The sequence below is a fragment of the Nocardioides sp. S5-5 genome (genome assembly GCF_054954065.1).
Genome location: NZ_CP199913.1, coordinates 3,790,268 through 3,806,837, shown reverse-complemented (window position 1 = coordinate 3,806,837; position 16,570 = coordinate 3,790,268). Strand labels below are relative to the sequence as shown.

At 73.7% G+C, this 16,570-nt stretch carries 14 protein-coding genes; 7 read left to right on the top strand and 7 right to left on the bottom strand.

Annotated features, from left to right (window positions below; all coding sequences use genetic code 11):
- Positions 1-11: 11 nt before the first annotated feature.
- The 5 genes from ACUP6Y_RS18315 (at position 12) to hrpA (ending at position 6,908) form a co-directional block, all read left to right on the top strand.
- Positions 12-1,118: an FUSC family protein gene (locus ACUP6Y_RS18315; RefSeq protein WP_462552279.1), complete on the top strand. Its 1,107-nt coding sequence runs from the start codon at positions 12-14 to the stop codon at positions 1,116-1,118.
- 28 nt (positions 1,119-1,146) lie between these two features.
- The gene (locus ACUP6Y_RS18310; RefSeq protein WP_462552277.1) at positions 1,147-1,590 is read left to right on the top strand and encodes an SRPBCC family protein; all 444 of its coding nucleotides are present in this window, start codon (positions 1,147-1,149) and stop codon (positions 1,588-1,590) included.
- Between the two features lie 87 nt (positions 1,591-1,677).
- Positions 1,678-2,187 carry a SigE family RNA polymerase sigma factor gene (locus ACUP6Y_RS18305; RefSeq protein ID WP_462552275.1) on the top strand — a complete coding sequence of 170 codons (510 nt, stop codon included), beginning with the start codon at positions 1,678-1,680 and terminating at the stop codon, positions 2,185-2,187.
- Positions 2,184-2,999: a hypothetical protein gene (locus ACUP6Y_RS18300; protein ID WP_462552274.1), complete on the top strand. Its 816-nt coding sequence runs from the start codon at positions 2,184-2,186 to the stop codon at positions 2,997-2,999. Before ACUP6Y_RS18305 ends, ACUP6Y_RS18300 begins: the two co-directional genes overlap by 4 nt.
- A gap of 45 nt (positions 3,000-3,044) precedes the next feature.
- Positions 3,045-6,908 carry an ATP-dependent RNA helicase HrpA gene (gene hrpA, locus ACUP6Y_RS18295; protein ID WP_462552273.1) on the top strand — a complete coding sequence of 1,288 codons (3,864 nt, stop codon included), beginning with the start codon at positions 3,045-3,047 and terminating at the stop codon, positions 6,906-6,908.
- Between the two features lie 368 nt (positions 6,909-7,276).
- On the opposite strand, the gene ACUP6Y_RS18290 is transcribed toward hrpA, so the two are convergent.
- Positions 7,277-7,876, bottom strand: a complete 600-nt coding sequence (locus ACUP6Y_RS18290; protein WP_462552272.1) for a hypothetical protein — start codon at positions 7,874-7,876, stop codon at positions 7,277-7,279.
- 75 nt (positions 7,877-7,951) lie between these two features.
- Here ACUP6Y_RS18290 and ACUP6Y_RS18285 point away from each other — a divergent pair, with 75 nt between their 5' ends.
- Positions 7,952-9,370 carry an extracellular solute-binding protein gene (locus ACUP6Y_RS18285; protein ID WP_462552271.1) on the top strand — a complete coding sequence of 473 codons (1,419 nt, stop codon included), beginning with the start codon at positions 7,952-7,954 and terminating at the stop codon, positions 9,368-9,370.
- Here ACUP6Y_RS18285 and ACUP6Y_RS18280 read toward each other — a convergent pair.
- Positions 9,289-10,647 (bottom strand): HRDC domain-containing protein, encoded by a 1,359-nt coding sequence (locus tag ACUP6Y_RS18280; protein ID WP_462552270.1) that lies wholly within the window; start codon positions 10,645-10,647, stop codon positions 9,289-9,291. The genes ACUP6Y_RS18285 and ACUP6Y_RS18280 overlap by 82 nt on opposite strands.
- The gene (locus tag ACUP6Y_RS18275; protein WP_462552269.1) at positions 10,647-11,255 is read right to left on the bottom strand and encodes a DUF3000 domain-containing protein; all 609 of its coding nucleotides are present in this window, start codon (positions 11,253-11,255) and stop codon (positions 10,647-10,649) included. Before ACUP6Y_RS18275 ends, ACUP6Y_RS18280 begins: the two co-directional genes overlap by 1 nt.
- Positions 11,256-11,325: 70 nt before the next feature.
- On the opposite strand from ACUP6Y_RS18275, the gene hemE reads away from it, so the two are divergent.
- Positions 11,326-12,372 carry a uroporphyrinogen decarboxylase gene (gene hemE, locus ACUP6Y_RS18270; protein ID WP_462552268.1) on the top strand — a complete coding sequence of 349 codons (1,047 nt, stop codon included), beginning with the start codon at positions 11,326-11,328 and terminating at the stop codon, positions 12,370-12,372.
- Between the two features lie 4 nt (positions 12,373-12,376).
- On the opposite strand, the gene ACUP6Y_RS18265 is transcribed toward hemE, so the two are convergent.
- The 4 genes from ACUP6Y_RS18265 to ACUP6Y_RS18250 all read right to left on the bottom strand — a co-directional run bounded on the left by ACUP6Y_RS18265 (position 12,377) and on the right by ACUP6Y_RS18250 (position 16,569).
- Positions 12,377-13,159: an NYN domain-containing protein gene (locus tag ACUP6Y_RS18265; protein WP_462552267.1), complete on the bottom strand. Its 783-nt coding sequence runs from the start codon at positions 13,157-13,159 to the stop codon at positions 12,377-12,379.
- A gap of 35 nt (positions 13,160-13,194) precedes the next feature.
- Positions 13,195-14,124 carry a LysR family transcriptional regulator gene (locus tag ACUP6Y_RS18260; protein ID WP_462552266.1) on the bottom strand — a complete coding sequence of 310 codons (930 nt, stop codon included), beginning with the start codon at positions 14,122-14,124 and terminating at the stop codon, positions 13,195-13,197.
- A gap of 118 nt (positions 14,125-14,242) precedes the next feature.
- Positions 14,243-15,175, bottom strand: coding sequence for a DUF4349 domain-containing protein (locus ACUP6Y_RS18255; protein WP_462552265.1), 933 nt, complete (start codon positions 15,173-15,175; stop codon positions 14,243-14,245).
- 53 nt (positions 15,176-15,228) lie between these two features.
- A complete protein-coding gene (locus tag ACUP6Y_RS18250) occupies positions 15,229-16,569 on the bottom strand; it encodes a DUF58 domain-containing protein (protein ID WP_462552264.1) in 1,341 nt (446 codons plus the stop codon).
- Between the last annotated feature and the right edge of the window lies 1 nt (position 16,570).

The following is a 16,570-nucleotide window of genomic DNA, read 5'->3' as shown; positions in this document are numbered from 1 at the left end:
GTGTCTCTCCTGTGGAGGGGCCGAACGACGGAGTCCTGGACCGGATGTGGTCGCGCAGCCGCCTGTCACTGCGCGGCCGCGTCGACCGGTGGCGCGACAAGCTGTGGGTGGTCGCGCAGTGCTCGGTCGCTGCGGGCGTGGCGTGGTTCATCGCGCACGACCTGTTCCACCACGACCTGCCGTTCTTCGCGCCGATCGCGGCCGTGCTGTGCCTCGGCACGTCGTACGGTCAGCGGCTGCGGCGGGTCGTGGAGGTCACCATCGGTGTCGCGATCGGCGTCTTCATCGCCGACGTGCTCGTGGCGGGCATCGGCTCGGGCGCCTGGCAGCTCGCCCTGATCGTCTTCCTCTCGATGTCGACGGCTCTGCTCTTCGACGCCGGGATCATGTTCGTCAACCAGGCGGCCGTGCAGTCCATCGTGGTCGCCGTGCTGCTGCCCGGCGCCGAGGGCTCCTTCCTGCGCTGGACCGACGCGGTCATCGGGGGCGGGGTCGCGCTGGTGGCCGCGATGGCAGTGCCGGCCGCGCCGCTGCGGCGCCCGCGCGAGCAGGCCTCGGCCGTCGCCCGCAAGATCGCCCAGCTGTTGCGCGCCGCCTCCGACGTGATGGTCGACGGCGAGGTGACGCCGGCGCTCGAGCTGCTCGCCGACGCCCGGACCACCGACCGGCTGATCCGCGAGCTCCAGGCCGCGGCCGAGGAGGGCATGGCCGTGGTCAGCTCCTCGCCGTTCCGGATCCGGCACCGCGAGCCGCTGCGCCGGATGGTCGAGCTGGTCGACCCGCTCGACCGAGCCCTGCGCAGCACCCGCGTGCTGGTGCGGCAGACCACGATCACGGCGTACCGCCGGCTCCCGGTGCCCGCGTCGTACATCAGGCTCACCGCCGACCTCGCCGCGGCCGCGGACGCGATCGCCCGCGAGCTGCACGCCGACCGGGTCGCGATCGCCGCGCGAGACGAGGTGCTGGCCGTCGGCGCCGCGACCGGGCAGGTCGAGCGCAGCGAGATCCTCACCGCCGAGGCGATCCTCGCCCAGATCCGTGCGATCGTCGCCGACCTGCTCATGGTCACCGGCCTGGGTCAGCTCGAGGCGACCGACGCGCTGCCGCCTCCCCGCTGATCCTGTGACCGCGTGTCACACTTCCGCGGTGACCAACGTGGTGGAGCAGAGTGTCGAGATCGCGGCGCCGATCAGCAAGGTGTTCGCCTATGTTGACGACTTCAGCACCACCAAGGACTGGATGTACGGCCTGAGCAGGATCGAGCCGGTCACCGAGCAGCTCCACGGCGTCGGCGCCCAGTACGACGGCGTGATGAAGGTCGGCGTCCCGCTCAAGGCGCGCATCGAATGCACCGCGTGGGAGCGCGACCGGCTGGTCGAGCTGACCTCGGTCAGAGGCATCGAGACCACCCAGCGCTGGACCTTCACCGACCTCGGCGAGGACCGCACCCGGGTGGACGCCTGGATCTCCTTCACCTTGCCCGGCGGGCCCGCGGGCAAGGCGATCGCGGGCGCCGTGAGGCCGGTCGTCGGCGTCGCTGTCAAGCACTCCAGCGAGGCCCTGGTCCGCAATGTGGAGGCGCTCGCCTGAATCCGGCCGGGCACACGCCCAACCGATCCGGGATCCGGTCCGTCAACAGGGAGACGGAGCCGGACCGGAAGGAGCAGGGTGGGCAGCATGCGGGACCGGGAGTTCGCGGCGTACGTCGCCCAGCGACGGCCGCAGCTGTACCGTGCCGCCTGGCTGCTGTGCGGTGACCCGCACCGCGCCGAGGACGTCGTCCAGGCGGCCCTGACCCGGCTGTACGTCGCCTGGCCGCGGGTGCGCCGAGCGGACTCCGTCGACGCGTATGTGCGCCGGGCGGTGGTGAACGCCCATCTCGACGAGAGGCGGCGACCCTGGCGCCGGGAGGCGTCGGCGGGGGAGCGGCTGCCCGACGTACCGGTCGCCGCCGTGGCGGAGACGCTCGGGGAGCGCGACGCCCTCTGGTCGGCGCTGCGTGCTCTGCCACCAGGTCAGCGCCGGGTCGTCGTGCTGCGGCACTGGTGGGGGCTGAGCGTCGAGGAGGCCGCCACCGACCTCGGGATCAGCGCCGGCACCGTCAAGAGCCAGACCTCCGCGGCCCTCGCCGCACTGCGCACCGCGTTGACCGACCGATCCGACTCACTCGAGGAGAACCGCTCATGACCCCCATCGAGAACACGCTGGGTGCGGAGCTGCACCGGCTCACCGAGACCCTCACCCCGTCCGCGGACCCCGCCGCCGACCTGCGCCGCGGGCGGCGTCGCCACCGGGCCCGGCTGGCCCTGGGTGCCGGCGCCGCCGTGGCCGGTGTTGCCACCGCCGGGCTGGTGCTGCTGCCCGGAAGCGGCGACGAGGTGCCGGTCGCGCGAGACCCCCGTCCGACGGCGTCGGCCGCCGAGACGTCGTCGCCGTCGTCGCCCGCAGCGCCCACGAAGGGTCGATGCGTCGACGCCGACGCGGACGTCGGCGCGCAGGACCGGTTCGCCCCGCTCGCGCCCGATCTGCTCGACGGCTACCGGGCGATCCTCGCCGCGCGGCTCGACCCCACCGGCCGCCACCTCGGCCCGGCCGGCGCCAACGAGCAGGTCGGGGCCGCCCCGGACGCCACCTGCCCGCCGGGCCAGGAGCGGCTGTCGTCGTACGGGACCAAGCTGGACTGGCGGGTCCCCGGCGAGAGCGGGCTCGGCCTGGTCCAGGTCGAGGTCACCGACGGGCCCTGGGAGGACGCCCAGCTGCGGCTGTCGTACGACGGCTGGCAGCCGCAGCCCGTCGACCTGCCCGGCGTGACGTCGGCCGAGGTCGCGACGTACGACGGCGGACTGGCGGTCGTCGTCCACCGCGCCGACGGCGTGTCGGTCGGCATCGACGCGAACACGCTGTTCGGCAACAACGCGCGGGTGCCGGTCAGTGGGGTGGACCTGTCGGTCGACGATCTGCTCCTGGCCGCGGCGGACCCGGGGTTCGGCCTGTCATGAGCCGGCGGCCAAACGATTGGTCTTCCTCCTTGCCCGCGGGGAAGAATGGGCCCCGCTGTGGACATCACCTACCCGCCCGACCTGCCGGTCAGCGCCCGACGCGACGACATCGCGGCCGCGATCCGCGACCACCAGGTCGTGATCGTCGCCGGCGAGACCGGCTCCGGCAAGACCACCCAGCTGCCGAAGATCTGCCTCGAGCTGGGCCGCGGCAGACCCGGTGAGGACGGGCGCCCGCGGATGATCGGGCACACCCAGCCGCGCCGGATCGCCGCCCGCTCGGTGGCCGAGCGGATCGCCTCCGAGCTCGGCACCGAGCTCGGCGACCTGGTCGGCTACCAGGTGCGGTTCACCGACCGCACGTCGAGGCAGAGCCGGGTCAAGCTGATGACCGACGGCATCCTGCTCGCCGAGCTGCAGCGCGACCGGCTGCTGCGCCGCTACGACACGATCATCATCGACGAGGCTCACGAGCGCAGCCTCAACATCGACTTCCTGCTCGGCTACCTGCTTCAGCTGCTGCCGAAGCGGCCCGACCTCAAGCTGGTCATCACCTCCGCGACCATCGACCCCGAGCGGTTCGCGGAGCACTTCGCCGACGTCCGCACCGGCGAGCCCGCCCCGATCATCGAGGTCTCCGGCCGGACCTACCCGGTGGAGATCCGCTACCGACCGCTGGTCGACTACGCGGACCTGCCGGAGGACGACAGAGTCGATGGGGAGGGCGAGCCGATCGTCCGGGACCAGACCGAGGCGATCGTCGACGCGGTCAAGGAGCTCTCCGCCGAAGGCCCCGGCGACATCCTGGTGTTCCTGCCCGGTGAGCGCGAGATCCGCGACACCGCCGAGGCGCTGGCCCCGCTCGGCGACGGGATCCGCGGCGTCGACGTCCTGCCCCTGTTCAGCAGGCTCTCCGCCGCCGAGCAGCATCGGGTCTTCGCGCCCGCCAAGGATTCGCGGCGGCGTGTGGTGCTCGCGACCAATGTCGCCGAGACCTCCCTGACGGTCCCCGGCATCCGGTACGTCATCGACACCGGCGTCGCCCGCATCTCCCGCTACTCCGCCCGCACCAAGGTCCAGCGGCTCCCGATCGAGCCGATCAGCCAGGCCTCCGCCAATCAGCGCTCCGGCCGGTGCGGGCGGGTGGCCGCCGGCATCGCGATCCGGCTGTACGCCGAGGAGGACTTCGAGGCCCGCCCGGAGTTCACCGACCCCGAGATCCTGCGCACCAACCTCGCCTCGGTCATCTTGCAGATGACCTCGCTCGGCCTGGGCGACATCGGACGCTTCGGTTTCGTGGAGCCGCCGGACCGCCGCAACGTGCAGGCCGGCGTCCAGCTCCTCGAGGAGCTCGGCGCGGTGTCGGCCAAGGGCGATCTCACGAAGGTCGGCCGGCGCCTCGCCCGGCTGCCGATCGACCCACGGCTGGGCCGGATGCTGCTCGAGGCCGAGCGGCTCGGCTGCGTCCGCGACGTGCTCGTGATCGTCGCCGCGCTCTCGCTGCAGGACCCGCGCGAGAGGCCGGGCGCCGACCACCCCGCCGAGCGGGCCCAGGCCGACCAGCTGCACGCCCGGTTCAAGGCCGAGGACTCCGACTTCCTCACCTGGCTCAACCTGTGGCGGCACCTGCGCCAGCAGCAGAGGGAGCTCTCCGGCAGCGCCTTCCGCCGGATGTGCAAGCGCGAGTTCCTCAACTACCTGCGGGTGCGCGAGTGGCAGGAGCTCGTCGCCCAGCTGCGCCAGGTCACCAAGGAGATGGGCGTGCGCCTGGAGGCGCCCGCGGACACCCCCGACGCCGACGGCATCCACCAGGCGCTGCTCTCCGGCCTGCTGTCCCATATCGGCGTCCTCGAGGAGCGGGAGAAGAGCGGCAGGACGGGGCCCGGCTCGCGGCAGGCCGGTCGGCGGCCGGGCCCGCGCGAGTACCTCGGCGCCCGCGGCGCGAAGTTCGCGATCTTCCCCGGCTCCGGCCTGGCCCGCAAGAACCCGCCCTTCGTGATGGCCGGCGAGCTGGTCGAGACCGGCCGGCTCTGGGCCCGCCAGAACGCCGCCATCGATCCGCGCTGGGCCGAGCTGCTCGGCGCCCACCTGGTCAAGCGGACGTACTCCGAGCCGAGCTGGTCGCGCAAGCGGCAGGCCGTGATGGCCCGCGAGCGGGTCACCCTGTACGGCGTACCGCTGGCCGCCGACCGGGCCGTCTCCTACGGCAAGGTCGACCCCGAGCTGTCGCGCGAGATCTTCATCCGGCACGCCCTCGTGTACGGCGAGTGGGACACCCGGCATCGCTTCTTCCAGCAGAACCGGCGGCTGCTGGAGCAGGCCGAGGAGCTCGAGCACCGCGCCCGCCGCCGCGACCTCGTCGTCGACGAGCACACCCTCTTCGACTTCTACGACGCTCGCGTGCCCGAGGGGATCGTCAGCGGCGCGCACTTCGACCGCTGGTGGCGCGACGCCCGACGTGCGCAGCCGGACCTGCTCACCTTCGACCCGGCGATGCTCACCCACGACACGGCCGACGAGGTCCGCGAGACGGACTACCCGGAGGCGTGGTCGCTCACGGGCGGGCTCACCTTCCCGATCAGCTACCACTTCGAGCCGGGTGCTCGTGACGACGGTCTGACCATCGACATCCCGGTCGCGACGCTCAACCGGGTCGACGACGACGACTTCTCCTGGATCGTGCCGGGGCTGCGCGAGGAGCTGGTCACCGAGCTGATCCGCAGCCTCCCGAAGGCGCTGCGGGTCAGCTTCGTGCCGGCCCCGAACACCGCGCGGTCCTTCCTCGCCGCGGTACCGGCGGGGGAGGAGGCGCTGCTCACCGCGCTCGAGCGCTACCTGCGCTCCAGCACCGGCGTCCACGTGCCGCGCGAGGCGTGGGACCTCGCGTCGCTGCCCGCGCACCTGAAGCCGAGCTATCGGGTCGTCGACGAGCGCGGCGAGGTGCAGGGGCGCGGCAAGTCGCTCGCCGAGCTCAAGGCGCCACTGCAGCCGCAGTTCGAGCGGGCGATGGCCGCGGTCGCCTCCGACTCCGGCGTGGCCCGCACCGGCGAGACCGACTGGATGTTCGACGACATCCCGGCTACCGCCACCTGGACCCGGGCCGGGCACGAGGTCGAGGCGTACCCCGGCCTGGTCGACGAGGGCGCCACCGTCGGCCTGCGGGTCGCCGGCTCCGGCGACGAGCGTGACGCCCGGCACCGGCTCGGCGTCGTCCGGCTGGCGCTGCTGGCCCTCGGCCCGGCCCCGCTCGCGGGTGTCGTCGACGGCCTCGGCAACGCCGAGAAGCTCGGCCTCGCCGGCACGCCGTACGCCGGTGTGCCCGCGATCCTCGACGACTGCCTGCGTGCCGTCGTGGTCGACGCCGTCGATGCCCGGCCGCCGGTCCGCACCCGCCAGGAGTACGACGCCCTGCTGGCCGCCCTGCGCCCGAGCGCCGCCGCGGGCGTGCGGGAGACGCTCGCCGAGCTGCTCCGCGTGCTCGCCACTTGGCGCGAGGTCGACCGCCTGCTCAGCGGCCGCGCGGACCTGCCGATGCTGCCCGCGCTCACCGACCTGCAGGGCCAGCTCGGTCGCCTGGTCCACGACGGCTTCGTCGGCGAGGCCGGCGCCGCCCGGCTGCGGCGCTACCGCACCTGGCTGGCGGCGATGCGCGAGCGTCGTACGGCCCTCGAGAACGGGGGCCCGGCAGCGCTGGCCAAGGACCGGCAGCGGATGGACGTCCTCCAGCCGCTTCAGGACGCCTACCTCGCCCGCCTCGCCGCCTTGCCCGAGGGCCGCCCGGCCGGTGCCGGCCTGCGCGCGATCCGGTGGATGCTGGAGGAGTACCGGGTTTCGCTGTGGGCCCAGCAGCTCGGCACCGACGGCCCGATCTCGGACGTGCGGATCCGCAAGGCCCTGGACTCCCTCTGACACCGACCCGGCGCAGAACTGACTGCAGGCACCGTCGACCCGTCGTGAAGTGACGTCGGATCAGCGCCGAACCTGCCGGGCTGGGGCCGGCCGGTCGTCGATTCGGCGAGGTCTTGACGCAGTCTTGCGCCGGGTCGGCAGGCAGGTAGGGAGTCATTTTGCGCCGGGTCGGCCCAGAATCAGGGTCACTTTGCGCCGGGTCGAGCACACCGGGCCGGGAGCGCCTCACGGCGCAGGGCCGCTCGTAGCGGCTAGATGTTGGGACCCGGGGCTGCCGCGACCCGGCGTGCTCGAGGAGTCAGTCTACGGCAGCCGGGCCCATGCGCACGACCGATCGCACGACCGATCGCGCGAAACAGTCGACAGACTCACGACAAGCGGCTCGCGAGCTCCAGATGGCCGGCCGCCTCGAGCTGCTCGGCGAGGGCGAGCATGCGGCGGATGTCGGGGTCGGGTACGTCGTGGAGGGTCGCCCGGCCGGCAGCGACCACGCGGGCGAAGGCGGCGGCGCGCAGCAGCACGTCGGCGAACTCGCCGCCGGCGATCCCGCGGAGCACCTCATCGACCATGGCGCGCAGCTCGTCGGGGCCAGGCGGGTCGGCGACACCGGCGACGACCCGGGCGAACTCCGCCCGGCTGCGGCCGGCCTCGAACTGGCGGGCGACGCCGACCGGGTCGGCGTACACCCAGGAGCGGAGCAGGTACAGGCGCCACAGGCAGCCGGCGAGGGTGTCGGGGGCGGCGTGGGACCAGACCTCGGCGATCGTCTCGATGCCCTCGGTGTCGGCGAGGTGGACCACGCGCTCGGCGACGTCGGCGTCGTCGCTGGTGCGGGCGCCGCGGACGAGGAGCGCGGCGGCCCGCTCGGCGGCCTCGGCGAGCAGGGCGGGCTCGGCGGCGCCGATGTGCTCGTCGAAGAACGCGGCCTCCCGCGGCGCGGGACGGTGGTGACGCCGGTGCTCGGACACCCGACCAGCGTAGGCGGCGCCCGCGGGCACGGCGCCGCGCGGGAGGCCGTGTGACCGGCCGGTAGGGTGGCCGCCGTGGGTCGGTTCACGTGGCGGACGGGTGCAGTCGTGGTCGGGGTCGCTCTGGTGGTCCTCGTGGGCATGATCGCCCTCGCGAGCGGCACCGAGCAGCAGCAGCGTCCCCACCGGCCGCAGCCGACGGCCGAGAAGATGACCGAGCTCCAGCTCGCGGTGTGGGGTACGGCGCCCGAGATCGCGGCGTACCAGACCGTCGTCGACGACTACAACGCCAGCAGCCAGGACACCAACGTCTCCATCGTGTCCTGGCCCGACGCCGACGCGATGCTCGACGCGATCCGAAGCGGCGGCGCCAAGCCCGACCTCTACCTGCTCCCACGCGCCGACCTGGCGCAGACCGTCGCCGAGAAGCGCAACGTGCCGTTGCTCGACCTGGTCAACGAGCGCGAGATCCCGATCGGCGACGACTTCGCGCGCGACGCCGTGTCGGCGTTCTCGGTCGACGACGACCTCCAGTGCATGCCCTACGCCGCCTCGCCGATGGTGATCTACTACAACACCGAGCTCGTCGACTTCGCCGCGATGGAGGCCGAGGGCCTGCTGGTGCCGCGTGCGGACCGCACCAGCTGGAACTTCGCGGAGTTCCGGGTGGCGGCGGAGTTCGCGAGCCGGCCGCGCCGCAACACCCGCGGCATCTACATCGACCCGACGCTGCGCGGCCTGGCGCCGTTCATCTACTCCGGCGGCGGCCAGCTGTTCGACGACGAGAACCACCCGACCAGCCTCGCGCTCGGCGACGACGGCTCGACCGACGCGCTGCGTCGTACCCTCGAGCTGCTGCGCGACCCGCGGCTGACCCTGAGCGCCAAGCAGCTGGCGCAGCGTCCGGCCGTGGACTGGTTCAAGCGCGGCAAGCTCGCGATGATCGCCGGCTTCAGGGGGCTGACCCCGGAGCTGCGCGGCGTCGAGGGGCTGAGCTTCGACGTGATGCCGATGCCCTCGCTCGGCTCGGCCAAGACCATCGCCGACCTCACCGGCATCTGCCTGGCGCCCGCCCGCCCGGCGCGCAACGAGGCCGCGGCCAACGTGCTCAGCTACCTGGTGAGCGACGAGGCGCTGGCTCGGGTGGCCGAGACCGGCTACGTCCAGCCCGCGAAGCTGACTGTGGCCTTCTCCAACGACTTCCTCCAGCCGGGCCAGGCGCCCGAGCACGCCGCGCTCTTCAACTCGGTGATGCGCTCGATCGTGCTGCCGCCGCTGATGAGCCAGGGGCGTGAGCTGCGCGAGCTGGTCGACCCTGACATCGAGACACTGCTGACGACGCCGGACATCGCCGACCTGCAGGAGTCGCTGAGGGCGATCGACGAGAAGTCGCGCAGCCTGCTCGACCCGGACTACGTCGCGCCGTCGGAGACGCCGTCGGACGGGTCCTCCGAGGCCCCCTCCGACACCGAGTCCGACTCCGCCGCTCCCTGACGCCCCTTCCCTCCGCGGGTCGCGGGGGATGCCTCGGCGTCGAGGACGGCCCGGCTGAGCGCGGACGCGGTCAGCCCGATCTGCCAGCTGCGCGCGCCGAGGGCCCGCAGCTGGTCGATGACCGCCTCGAGCAGGTCGACCGGGTCGCGGGTGCTCGGCGGTGCCCACATCACCCGGCGCAGACTGTCGGGGGTGAGCAGGTTCTCGAGCGGGACGGAGTGCTCCTCGGCCAGCGCGGAGACGGCGGCGCGGGCCAGCTCGAGCCGGCGGGCGGCGACCGGGTCCTTGTCGGCCCAGGTGCGCGGCGCCGGCGGACCGTCGCCGTGGGTGACCCGGGTCGGCAGCTCCTCCTCCGGCAGGTCCGCGGCCGACTGCAGCGCGGCCAGCCACTCGCGGGCGTGCCGGGCGGCGCCGCGGCCGTGGAAGCCTGGAGTGCCGAGCAGACCACCGCGGGTGGTCGGCATCGCGGTCGCCGCCGCCACGATGGCGGCGTCGGGGATCAGCCGGCCCGGAGTCACGTCGCGCTCGCGGGCGATCGCGTCGCGGGCCTCCCACAGCGCCCGCACCGCGCCGAGGGTACGACGCCCGCGCACCTTGTGGAGGCCGGAGGTGCGCCGCCACGCATCGACCCGGACGGCCGGCTCGAAGCCGCGCACGTGCTCGAACTCCTGGCGCGCCCAGTCCGCCTTGCCGGCCTCCTCGAGCTGAGCGGCCAGCAGGTCGCGCAGCTCGACGAGGACCTCCACGTCGAGGGCGGCGTACTCCAGCCACGGCTCGGGCAGCGGCCGGGTCGACCAGTCGACAGCGGAGTGCTCCTTGCGCAGGTGGCGCTCGAGCAGGGTCTCCACCAGGGTGGCCAGCCCGACGCGCGGGTAGTCGAGCAGCCGGCCGGCGAGCTCGGTGTCGAACAGCGCGACCGGGCGCAGGCCCACCTCGGCCAGGCAGGGCAGGTCCTGCGTGGCGGCGTGCAGGATCCACTCGGCGTCGCCGATCGCCTCGGCGAGCGGGGCCAGGTCGGGGAACGGGATCGGGTCGATCAGGCCGATGCCCGCCCCGGCCCGCTTGACCTGGATCAGGTAGGCCCGGTTGGAGTAGCGGTAGCCGGACGCGCGCTCGGCGTCGATCGCCACGGGTCCCGTGCCGGCGGCGAGCAGGACGCAGTACGCCGCCAGCGCCTCCGGGGTGTCGATCACGGGCGGCAGACCGTCGGCGAGGGTCAGCAACTCGACCGGCTGCTGGTCCTCCTCGGGTGTCGCCTCGGCTGGCTGGTCGGCCATCAGCCGCCCCGCTGGCCGCGCCGCGACGGCATGACCGCGATCCCGTCGGGCACCGGCTCGAGACCGCCGGCGGTACACATCAGCTCGCCCCACGCCTCGGCGTGCGTGGCGATGTCGTCGGGGTCGACCGGCGTCCAGGACGCCCGGATCTCCAGCTGGGCACTGCCCGGGTCGTCGGCCATCGAGCCATAGCTCTCGGTGACCACCTTGGTGACGGTGCCGGACACCGCGACGTACTCGGCGCCGTGGGCCTCGAGCGCGTCGGTCAGCCAGGTCCAGCCGACGTCGGTCAGCATCGGGTCGGTCGCCAGGTCGTGGTCGATGTCGGCGCGGCAGTAGGCCACGCAGCGGAAGGTGCCCTCCCAGGCGTCGTTGCCGGCGGGGTCGTGGAGCAGCACCAGGCGCCCGGTGGCGACCTCGTCGTCGTCGACGGTGACGTCGGCGGACAGTGCGGCGGCGTACGGCGCGATGCGCTGCGGTGCCGGCATCTCCTCGCAGAACACCTCGGGGCGGAACACGGCCGCGCGCAGGCCCGCGACGGCAGCGGTGAACTCCGGGGGAGTGCCGGCCGCGCCGGACCCCTGGTTCATCTCCTGGCGGGCGACCATGAGGCCACCCTAGGACGAGAGGGCCGGATCGATGTGCGTCCCACGCCGTTGACCTGCGACGCTGGGTCCCGTGACCGCCCCCCTGCACGACAGCGCACTCCTCAAGGCAGCCCGCGGCGAGTCGGTGCCGCACACGCCGGTCTGGTTCATGCGGCAGGCCGGCCGCTCGCTGCCGGAGTACCTGAAGGTGCGCGAGGGCATCGCGATGCTCGACTCCTGCATGAACGCCGAGCTCATCACCGAGATCACCCTCCAGCCCGTGCGGCGGTACGGCGTGGACGCGGCGATCTTCTTCTCCGACATCGTGCTGCCGCTCAAGGCGGTCGGCGTCGACCTCGACATCGTGCCCGGCGTGGGCCCGGTCGTCGCCTCGCCGGTGCGCACGCTGGCCGACGTCGCCGCGATCCCGGACCTCACTCCCGAGCAGATCCCCTACATCACCGGGGCCGTCGAGAGCCTGGTCGCCGAGCTGGCCTCGGTCAACGGCGGCACCCCGCTGATCGGGTTCGCGGGCGCGCCGTTCACGGTGGCGTCCTACCTCGTCGAGGGCGGGCCGTCCAAGGAGCACGCGAAGACGAAGGCGCTGATGTTCGGCGCCCCCGAGGTGTGGGACGCGCTGATGCGCAAGATCGCCGACGTCTCCGCGGTGTTCCTCGAGACCCAGGTCGCGGCGGGCGCCTCGGCGGTCCAGCTGTTCGACTCGTGGGCCGGCGCGCTCACCCCGGCCGACTACGTCCGCTTCGTGCAGCCGCACTCCGCCCGCGTGCTGGAGCGGGTCGGCGCGCTGGGCGTGCCGCGCATCCACTTCGGCGTCGGTACGTCGAACCTGCTCGATCTGATGGGCGAGGCGGGCGCCGACGTGGTCGGCGTCGACTGGCGCACCCCGCTCGACCGCGCGATCCCGCTCGTCGGCGAGCGCTCGGTGCAGGGCAACCTGGACCCGACGCTCGTCTTCGCGCCGACCGAGGTGATGACCGAGCGCGCCGCCGCCGTCATCGAGGCCGGTCGCGCGGCTCGGGGCCACATCTTCAACCTGGGCCACGGGGTCATCCCGAGCACCGACCCGGACCAGCTCGCGCGGCTGACCGAGTTCGTGCAGTCCTACCCGCTGGACTGAGACTTCAGGAGCCGGCGGCCTTCTTCGCGGCCGTCTTCCGCGCCGCGGTCCGCTTCGCGACCGTGACCTGGCCCTTGAGCCCGACCCGCACCCCGGATCCGGTGCCGGTCGTCGTCAGGTAGGGCTGCCCCTCGACGAGCGTGGCCAGCTTCGCGGCGCCGTACAGCCGCGGGTCGAAGGAGGAGTCGGCCGAGCGGAGGTAGCTGCCGATCGCGGCGAGGTGGGCCCAGCCGTCGTCGTCCGAGGTCGCGTTGACCGCGCGGCTCAGCAGGCTCTGCAGGTTGGGGAGGTTGGGGAGGGGCGCGGCGGGCTCGGCCTCCTCCGGGGTGTCGGCCCCGCCCTCCTCGCCGAGCACCTCGAGGTAGATGAAGGTGTCGCAGGCGGCGACCAGCGACTGCGGCGTCTTGCGCAGCCCGAGGCCGTAGACGGTCTTGCCCGACTCCCGCAGGCGGGTCGCGAGCCGGGTGAAGTCGCTGTCGCTGGACACGAGGGCGAAGGCGTCGAGGTTGCCCGAGTAGAGCAGGTCCATCGCGTCGATGATCAGCGCGGAGTCGGTCGCGTTCTTCCCGGTCGTGTACGCGAACTGCTGTACCGGGACGATGGCGTGCCGGTTGAGCTGGGCCTTCCAGCCCCCGAGCTGGGGTGTCGTCCAGTCGCCGTAGGCCCGCTTCACGGTCGCGACGCCGTACGTCGCGAGCTCCTCCAGCAGGGCGCTCACGTGCTTCGGCGAGGTGTTGTCGGCGTCGATGAGGACGGCCAGACGCGCGGTGCTCGGCGTGATGGTCACCGGCCCATCATGGCGCAGCGGCCATCACCGCCGTCTCAGGAGGCAGCGCTCGAGCTCGCCGCCGCTCCGCGGTACTCCGTGGCCCGCGCGGTCAGCGCGGCCTGCAGCTCGCGCACGGGCAGCGGCTGCTGCAGCGAGGTGCGCTGGCGCAGCTGGAGGGTGAGGTAGGTCTGCTCGCCGGCGATCGGGCGGGCCTCGATCATGCCGACCCGGTGCAGCGGGTCGCCGATCACCGTGTAGTCGGGCAGCACGGTCACGCCGACGCCCTCGGCGACCAGCGCCTTGCCCATCTCCGCGCCGTCGGTGCTGTGCGCGGCCGGCGGGAGCTCGGGACCGAACGCGCGGTGGACGTAGCGGTGCATGACGTAGCCGGGCCGCATCATCACGAACCGCTCCTGGCGCAGCTCGTCGATGGTGACCTGTGGGCGGGCGGTGAGAGCGTGGCCCGCGGGGAGGACGGCGACCGGCCGGCCGTGCAGCAGGTCGACGCCGTCGAGGCCGACGGGGGCCTCGTCGCCGTCGAGGACGTTGACCAGGCCGAGGTCGAGGGTGCCCTCGGCGAGGTCCTCGTCGATCTGGGCCTGCTGGAGGGTGAGCACCTCGACCGTCGTGCCGGGATGGCGCTCCTGGAATGCCCGCACCGCCGGGATGAGCAGGGTCGAGGTGGCGGCATGCACGGTGCCGACCCGGATCACCCGGGTGTCGGCACGGCGGTCGCCGGCCGCGTTGCGCAGCCGCTCGACCGCGGCGAGGACGTCGGCCATGTAGGGGAGCAGCTCGCGGCCCTCGCGGCTGATCCGGGCCCCGGACCGGCGGCGGTCGAGCAGGGTGACCCGCAGCTCGCGCTCGAGCTTGGTCAGCGCCTCGCTGAGCGCCGGCTGGGAGAGGTGGAGCTTCTCGCTGGCCCGGCGCAGCGAGCCGTGCTGCGTGACGGCGGTGAGGTACTCCAGCTGTTCGATGCGCATGGGTGCGGCCTTTCACGTCCATCGGTGACGCCGTGGGCCGCAGTCCTTGCCCGCGAGTCAAATACAAGTAAGTCTGTAGACAAACAGTAACACGAGGGCGTGAGGGTCCGGACCCGGCTTACGCAGTGCGGGCCGGACCCCGCGTCCGGCGCCGCAGCAGCAGCCGGACCGGGATCGCCAGCACGGCGAGCAGGATCAGCCACGGGACGAGGAAGCCGACCACCACCAAGACCGCGCCGGCGCCGTCGACGAACGCGTCCCAGCCCTTCGCCAGCCCGCCCAGGAAGCCGTCGGCCTCGTCGTCCTCGTGCTCATGCCGCGCCGCCGGCCGCTCGATGTAGACGGTGAGCGTGGACATGCTGGTCTGGTCGGCGAGCCACCGCTGCCGGGACTCGAGTGCGTCGAGGTCCGCCTGCCTGCTGGCGAGCTGGGACTCGATGGCGACGATCTGCTCGATCGTCTCCGCGCGCGCCAGCAGCGTCTCGATGCGCTGCACACTCTTGCGCTGCGCCCGGATCCGGGCGTCGACGTCGACCACCTCCGCGCTCACGTCCTCGCCGTTGGTGGTCGTGCCCGTCGGCGTCGCCACCTCCTCGAGCGCCGCCACCACGTCGTCGAACGCCTCGCTCGGCACCCGCAGCACCAGCCGCGCCGTGCTCAGCTCGCCCTTCTCGCCCGTCGTGGTCTCCTGCTCGCCGAGCGTGCCCCGATGGGCGTCGACCACCTTGCGCACCTCCAGCCGGGCCTTGCCGACGTCCTCGGCCGCCAACGACACGGTGCCGGTCGAGATCACCGCCGGCTGCTGTCCGGTCGCCGCCTTGCCGCGGTCGCGTGCCGCGCCGTCGACCGCCTGCGCATCCGGCGCCGCCGGATCCTCCGTGCCCGGCGCGGCCTCGCTCATCATCACGTCCGCCGTCGAGGCCCGCGCGCCGCCGGAGCTCCCGGCGTCCCCGGAGTCGGAGGAGTCGGAGGAGTCGCCGCAGCCGGCGAGGGCGAGCAGGGTGGTGAGTACGGCGAGGGCGAGTGCGGTACGGCGCGGTGAGATGGGCATGGCACTCCGACGCCGACCGGCCCCCTGTGGTTCCCGGCCCGCGTCGCACCGCCCTACAGCAGGCCTTGGGCCTTCAGGGCCAGGTAGTGGTCGGCCAGGGCCGGCGGCAGCTCGCCCGCGTCGGCGTCGACGACGTCGACACCGAGCCGCACCAGCATGGCGCGGGTGCGCTCACGACGGTGCAGCTCGTGGGCGGCGGCCGCGGCGGCGTAGACGTCGTCGGCGGTGGGCGCCGTCGAACCGGCCGCGTCGTCGGCGAGCGTGGCCAGCCGGGTGAGCTCGGGATCGCGGACCGAGGCGATCACCACGCGGTGGTGGCGGGTGAGGACCGGCAGCACGGGCAGCAGTCCGTCGGCGATCGCGGAGGGCTCGAGCGCGGTGAGCAGGACGACGAGGGCGCGCTGGCGCCCGAAGCCCTGGACGGCGCCGGCCAGCAGATCCCAGTCGGCCTCGACCAGGACCGGGTCCAGGTCGGCCATCTGCTCCTGCAGGCGCAGCGCGACGTCGCGGGCGCCGTGCAGCCGCTGCCGGGCCCGCACCCGACGGTCGCCGGCGACGAAGTCGACCCGGTCGCCGGCCCGTGAGGCGAGGGCTGCCAGCAGCAGGGCGGAGTCCATGGCGGCGTCGAGACGCGGCATGCCGTCGGTCTCGGGCTCGCCGGCGACGCGGGCGACCCGACCGGCCGACGTACGGGCGGTGTCGAGGACCAGCACCACCCGGCGGTCCCGCTCGGGCTGCCAGGTGCGGACCACGACGTGGGCGTTGCGGGCCGAGGCGCGCCAGTCGATGGAGCGCACGTCGTCGCCGCGGACGTACTCGCGCAGCGAATCGAACTCCGTGCCCTGCCCCCGCACCCGCACGGCGGCCCGCCCGTCGAGGTCGCGCAGCCGCGCCAGCCGGGAGGGCAGGTGCTTGCGGGAGTCGAACGGCGGCAGCGCCCGGACCGCGCCGGGCACGTCGTAGGTCCGCTGCCGGGCGACCAGGCCGAGCGGTCCCCACGACCGGACCGTGACGCCGGCGGCGCGCAGGTCGCCGCGGCGCCGGGGGAGCAGCGGCGTGGTCAACCGCCGCTGATCGCCGGCGACCAGACGCAGCCGGAACCGGTTGTCGCGGGCGCCGGCCGAGGGCTGCCAGGCGTCGCGGACGTGAAGGTGGAGGCGGCGGCCGGTCGCGGCGACGACGAGATCGGACGACGCCGGGTCGCCGAGGCGGACCGAGCCCGGCGGGCGCCGGGTGATCGTGGCGAGCGCGGGGGAGGGGGTGAGCAGCCGGTCGAGGGCGACCAGCAGCAGCACTCCGAGCAGCCACAGCCAGACCGTGCCGGCCTGCGGGCGCAGCACGACCGCCCCCACTCCCAGGAGGAGCAGCAGCGGTACCCGGCCGGAGATCGCCATC

What these genes read in the sequence shown, in the direction of transcription:
- ACUP6Y_RS18300 (WP_462552274.1), top strand. Translation starts at nt 2,184, where the DNA reads ATGACCCCCATCGAGAACACGCTGGGTGCGGAGCTGCACCGGCTCACC.
- ACUP6Y_RS18260 (WP_462552266.1), bottom strand. Translation starts at nt 14,124, where the DNA reads ATGCGCATCGAACAGCTGGAGTACCTCACCGCCGTCACGCAGCACGGC.
- ACUP6Y_RS18275 (WP_462552269.1), bottom strand. Translation starts at nt 11,255, where the DNA reads ATGGTCGCCCGCCAGGAGATGAACCAGGGGTCCGGCGCGGCCGGCACT.
- hrpA (WP_462552273.1), top strand. Translation starts at nt 3,045, where the DNA reads ATGGGCCCCGCTGTGGACATCACCTACCCGCCCGACCTGCCGGTCAGC.
- ACUP6Y_RS18250 (WP_462552264.1), bottom strand. Translation starts at nt 16,569, where the DNA reads ATGGCGATCTCCGGCCGGGTACCGCTGCTGCTCCTCCTGGGAGTGGGG.
- ACUP6Y_RS18305 (WP_462552275.1), top strand. Translation starts at nt 1,678, where the DNA reads ATGCGGGACCGGGAGTTCGCGGCGTACGTCGCCCAGCGACGGCCGCAG.
- ACUP6Y_RS18255 (WP_462552265.1), bottom strand. Translation starts at nt 15,175, where the DNA reads ATGCCCATCTCACCGCGCCGTACCGCACTCGCCCTCGCCGTACTCACC.
- ACUP6Y_RS18280 (WP_462552270.1), bottom strand. Translation starts at nt 10,647, where the DNA reads ATGGCCGACCAGCCAGCCGAGGCGACACCCGAGGAGGACCAGCAGCCG.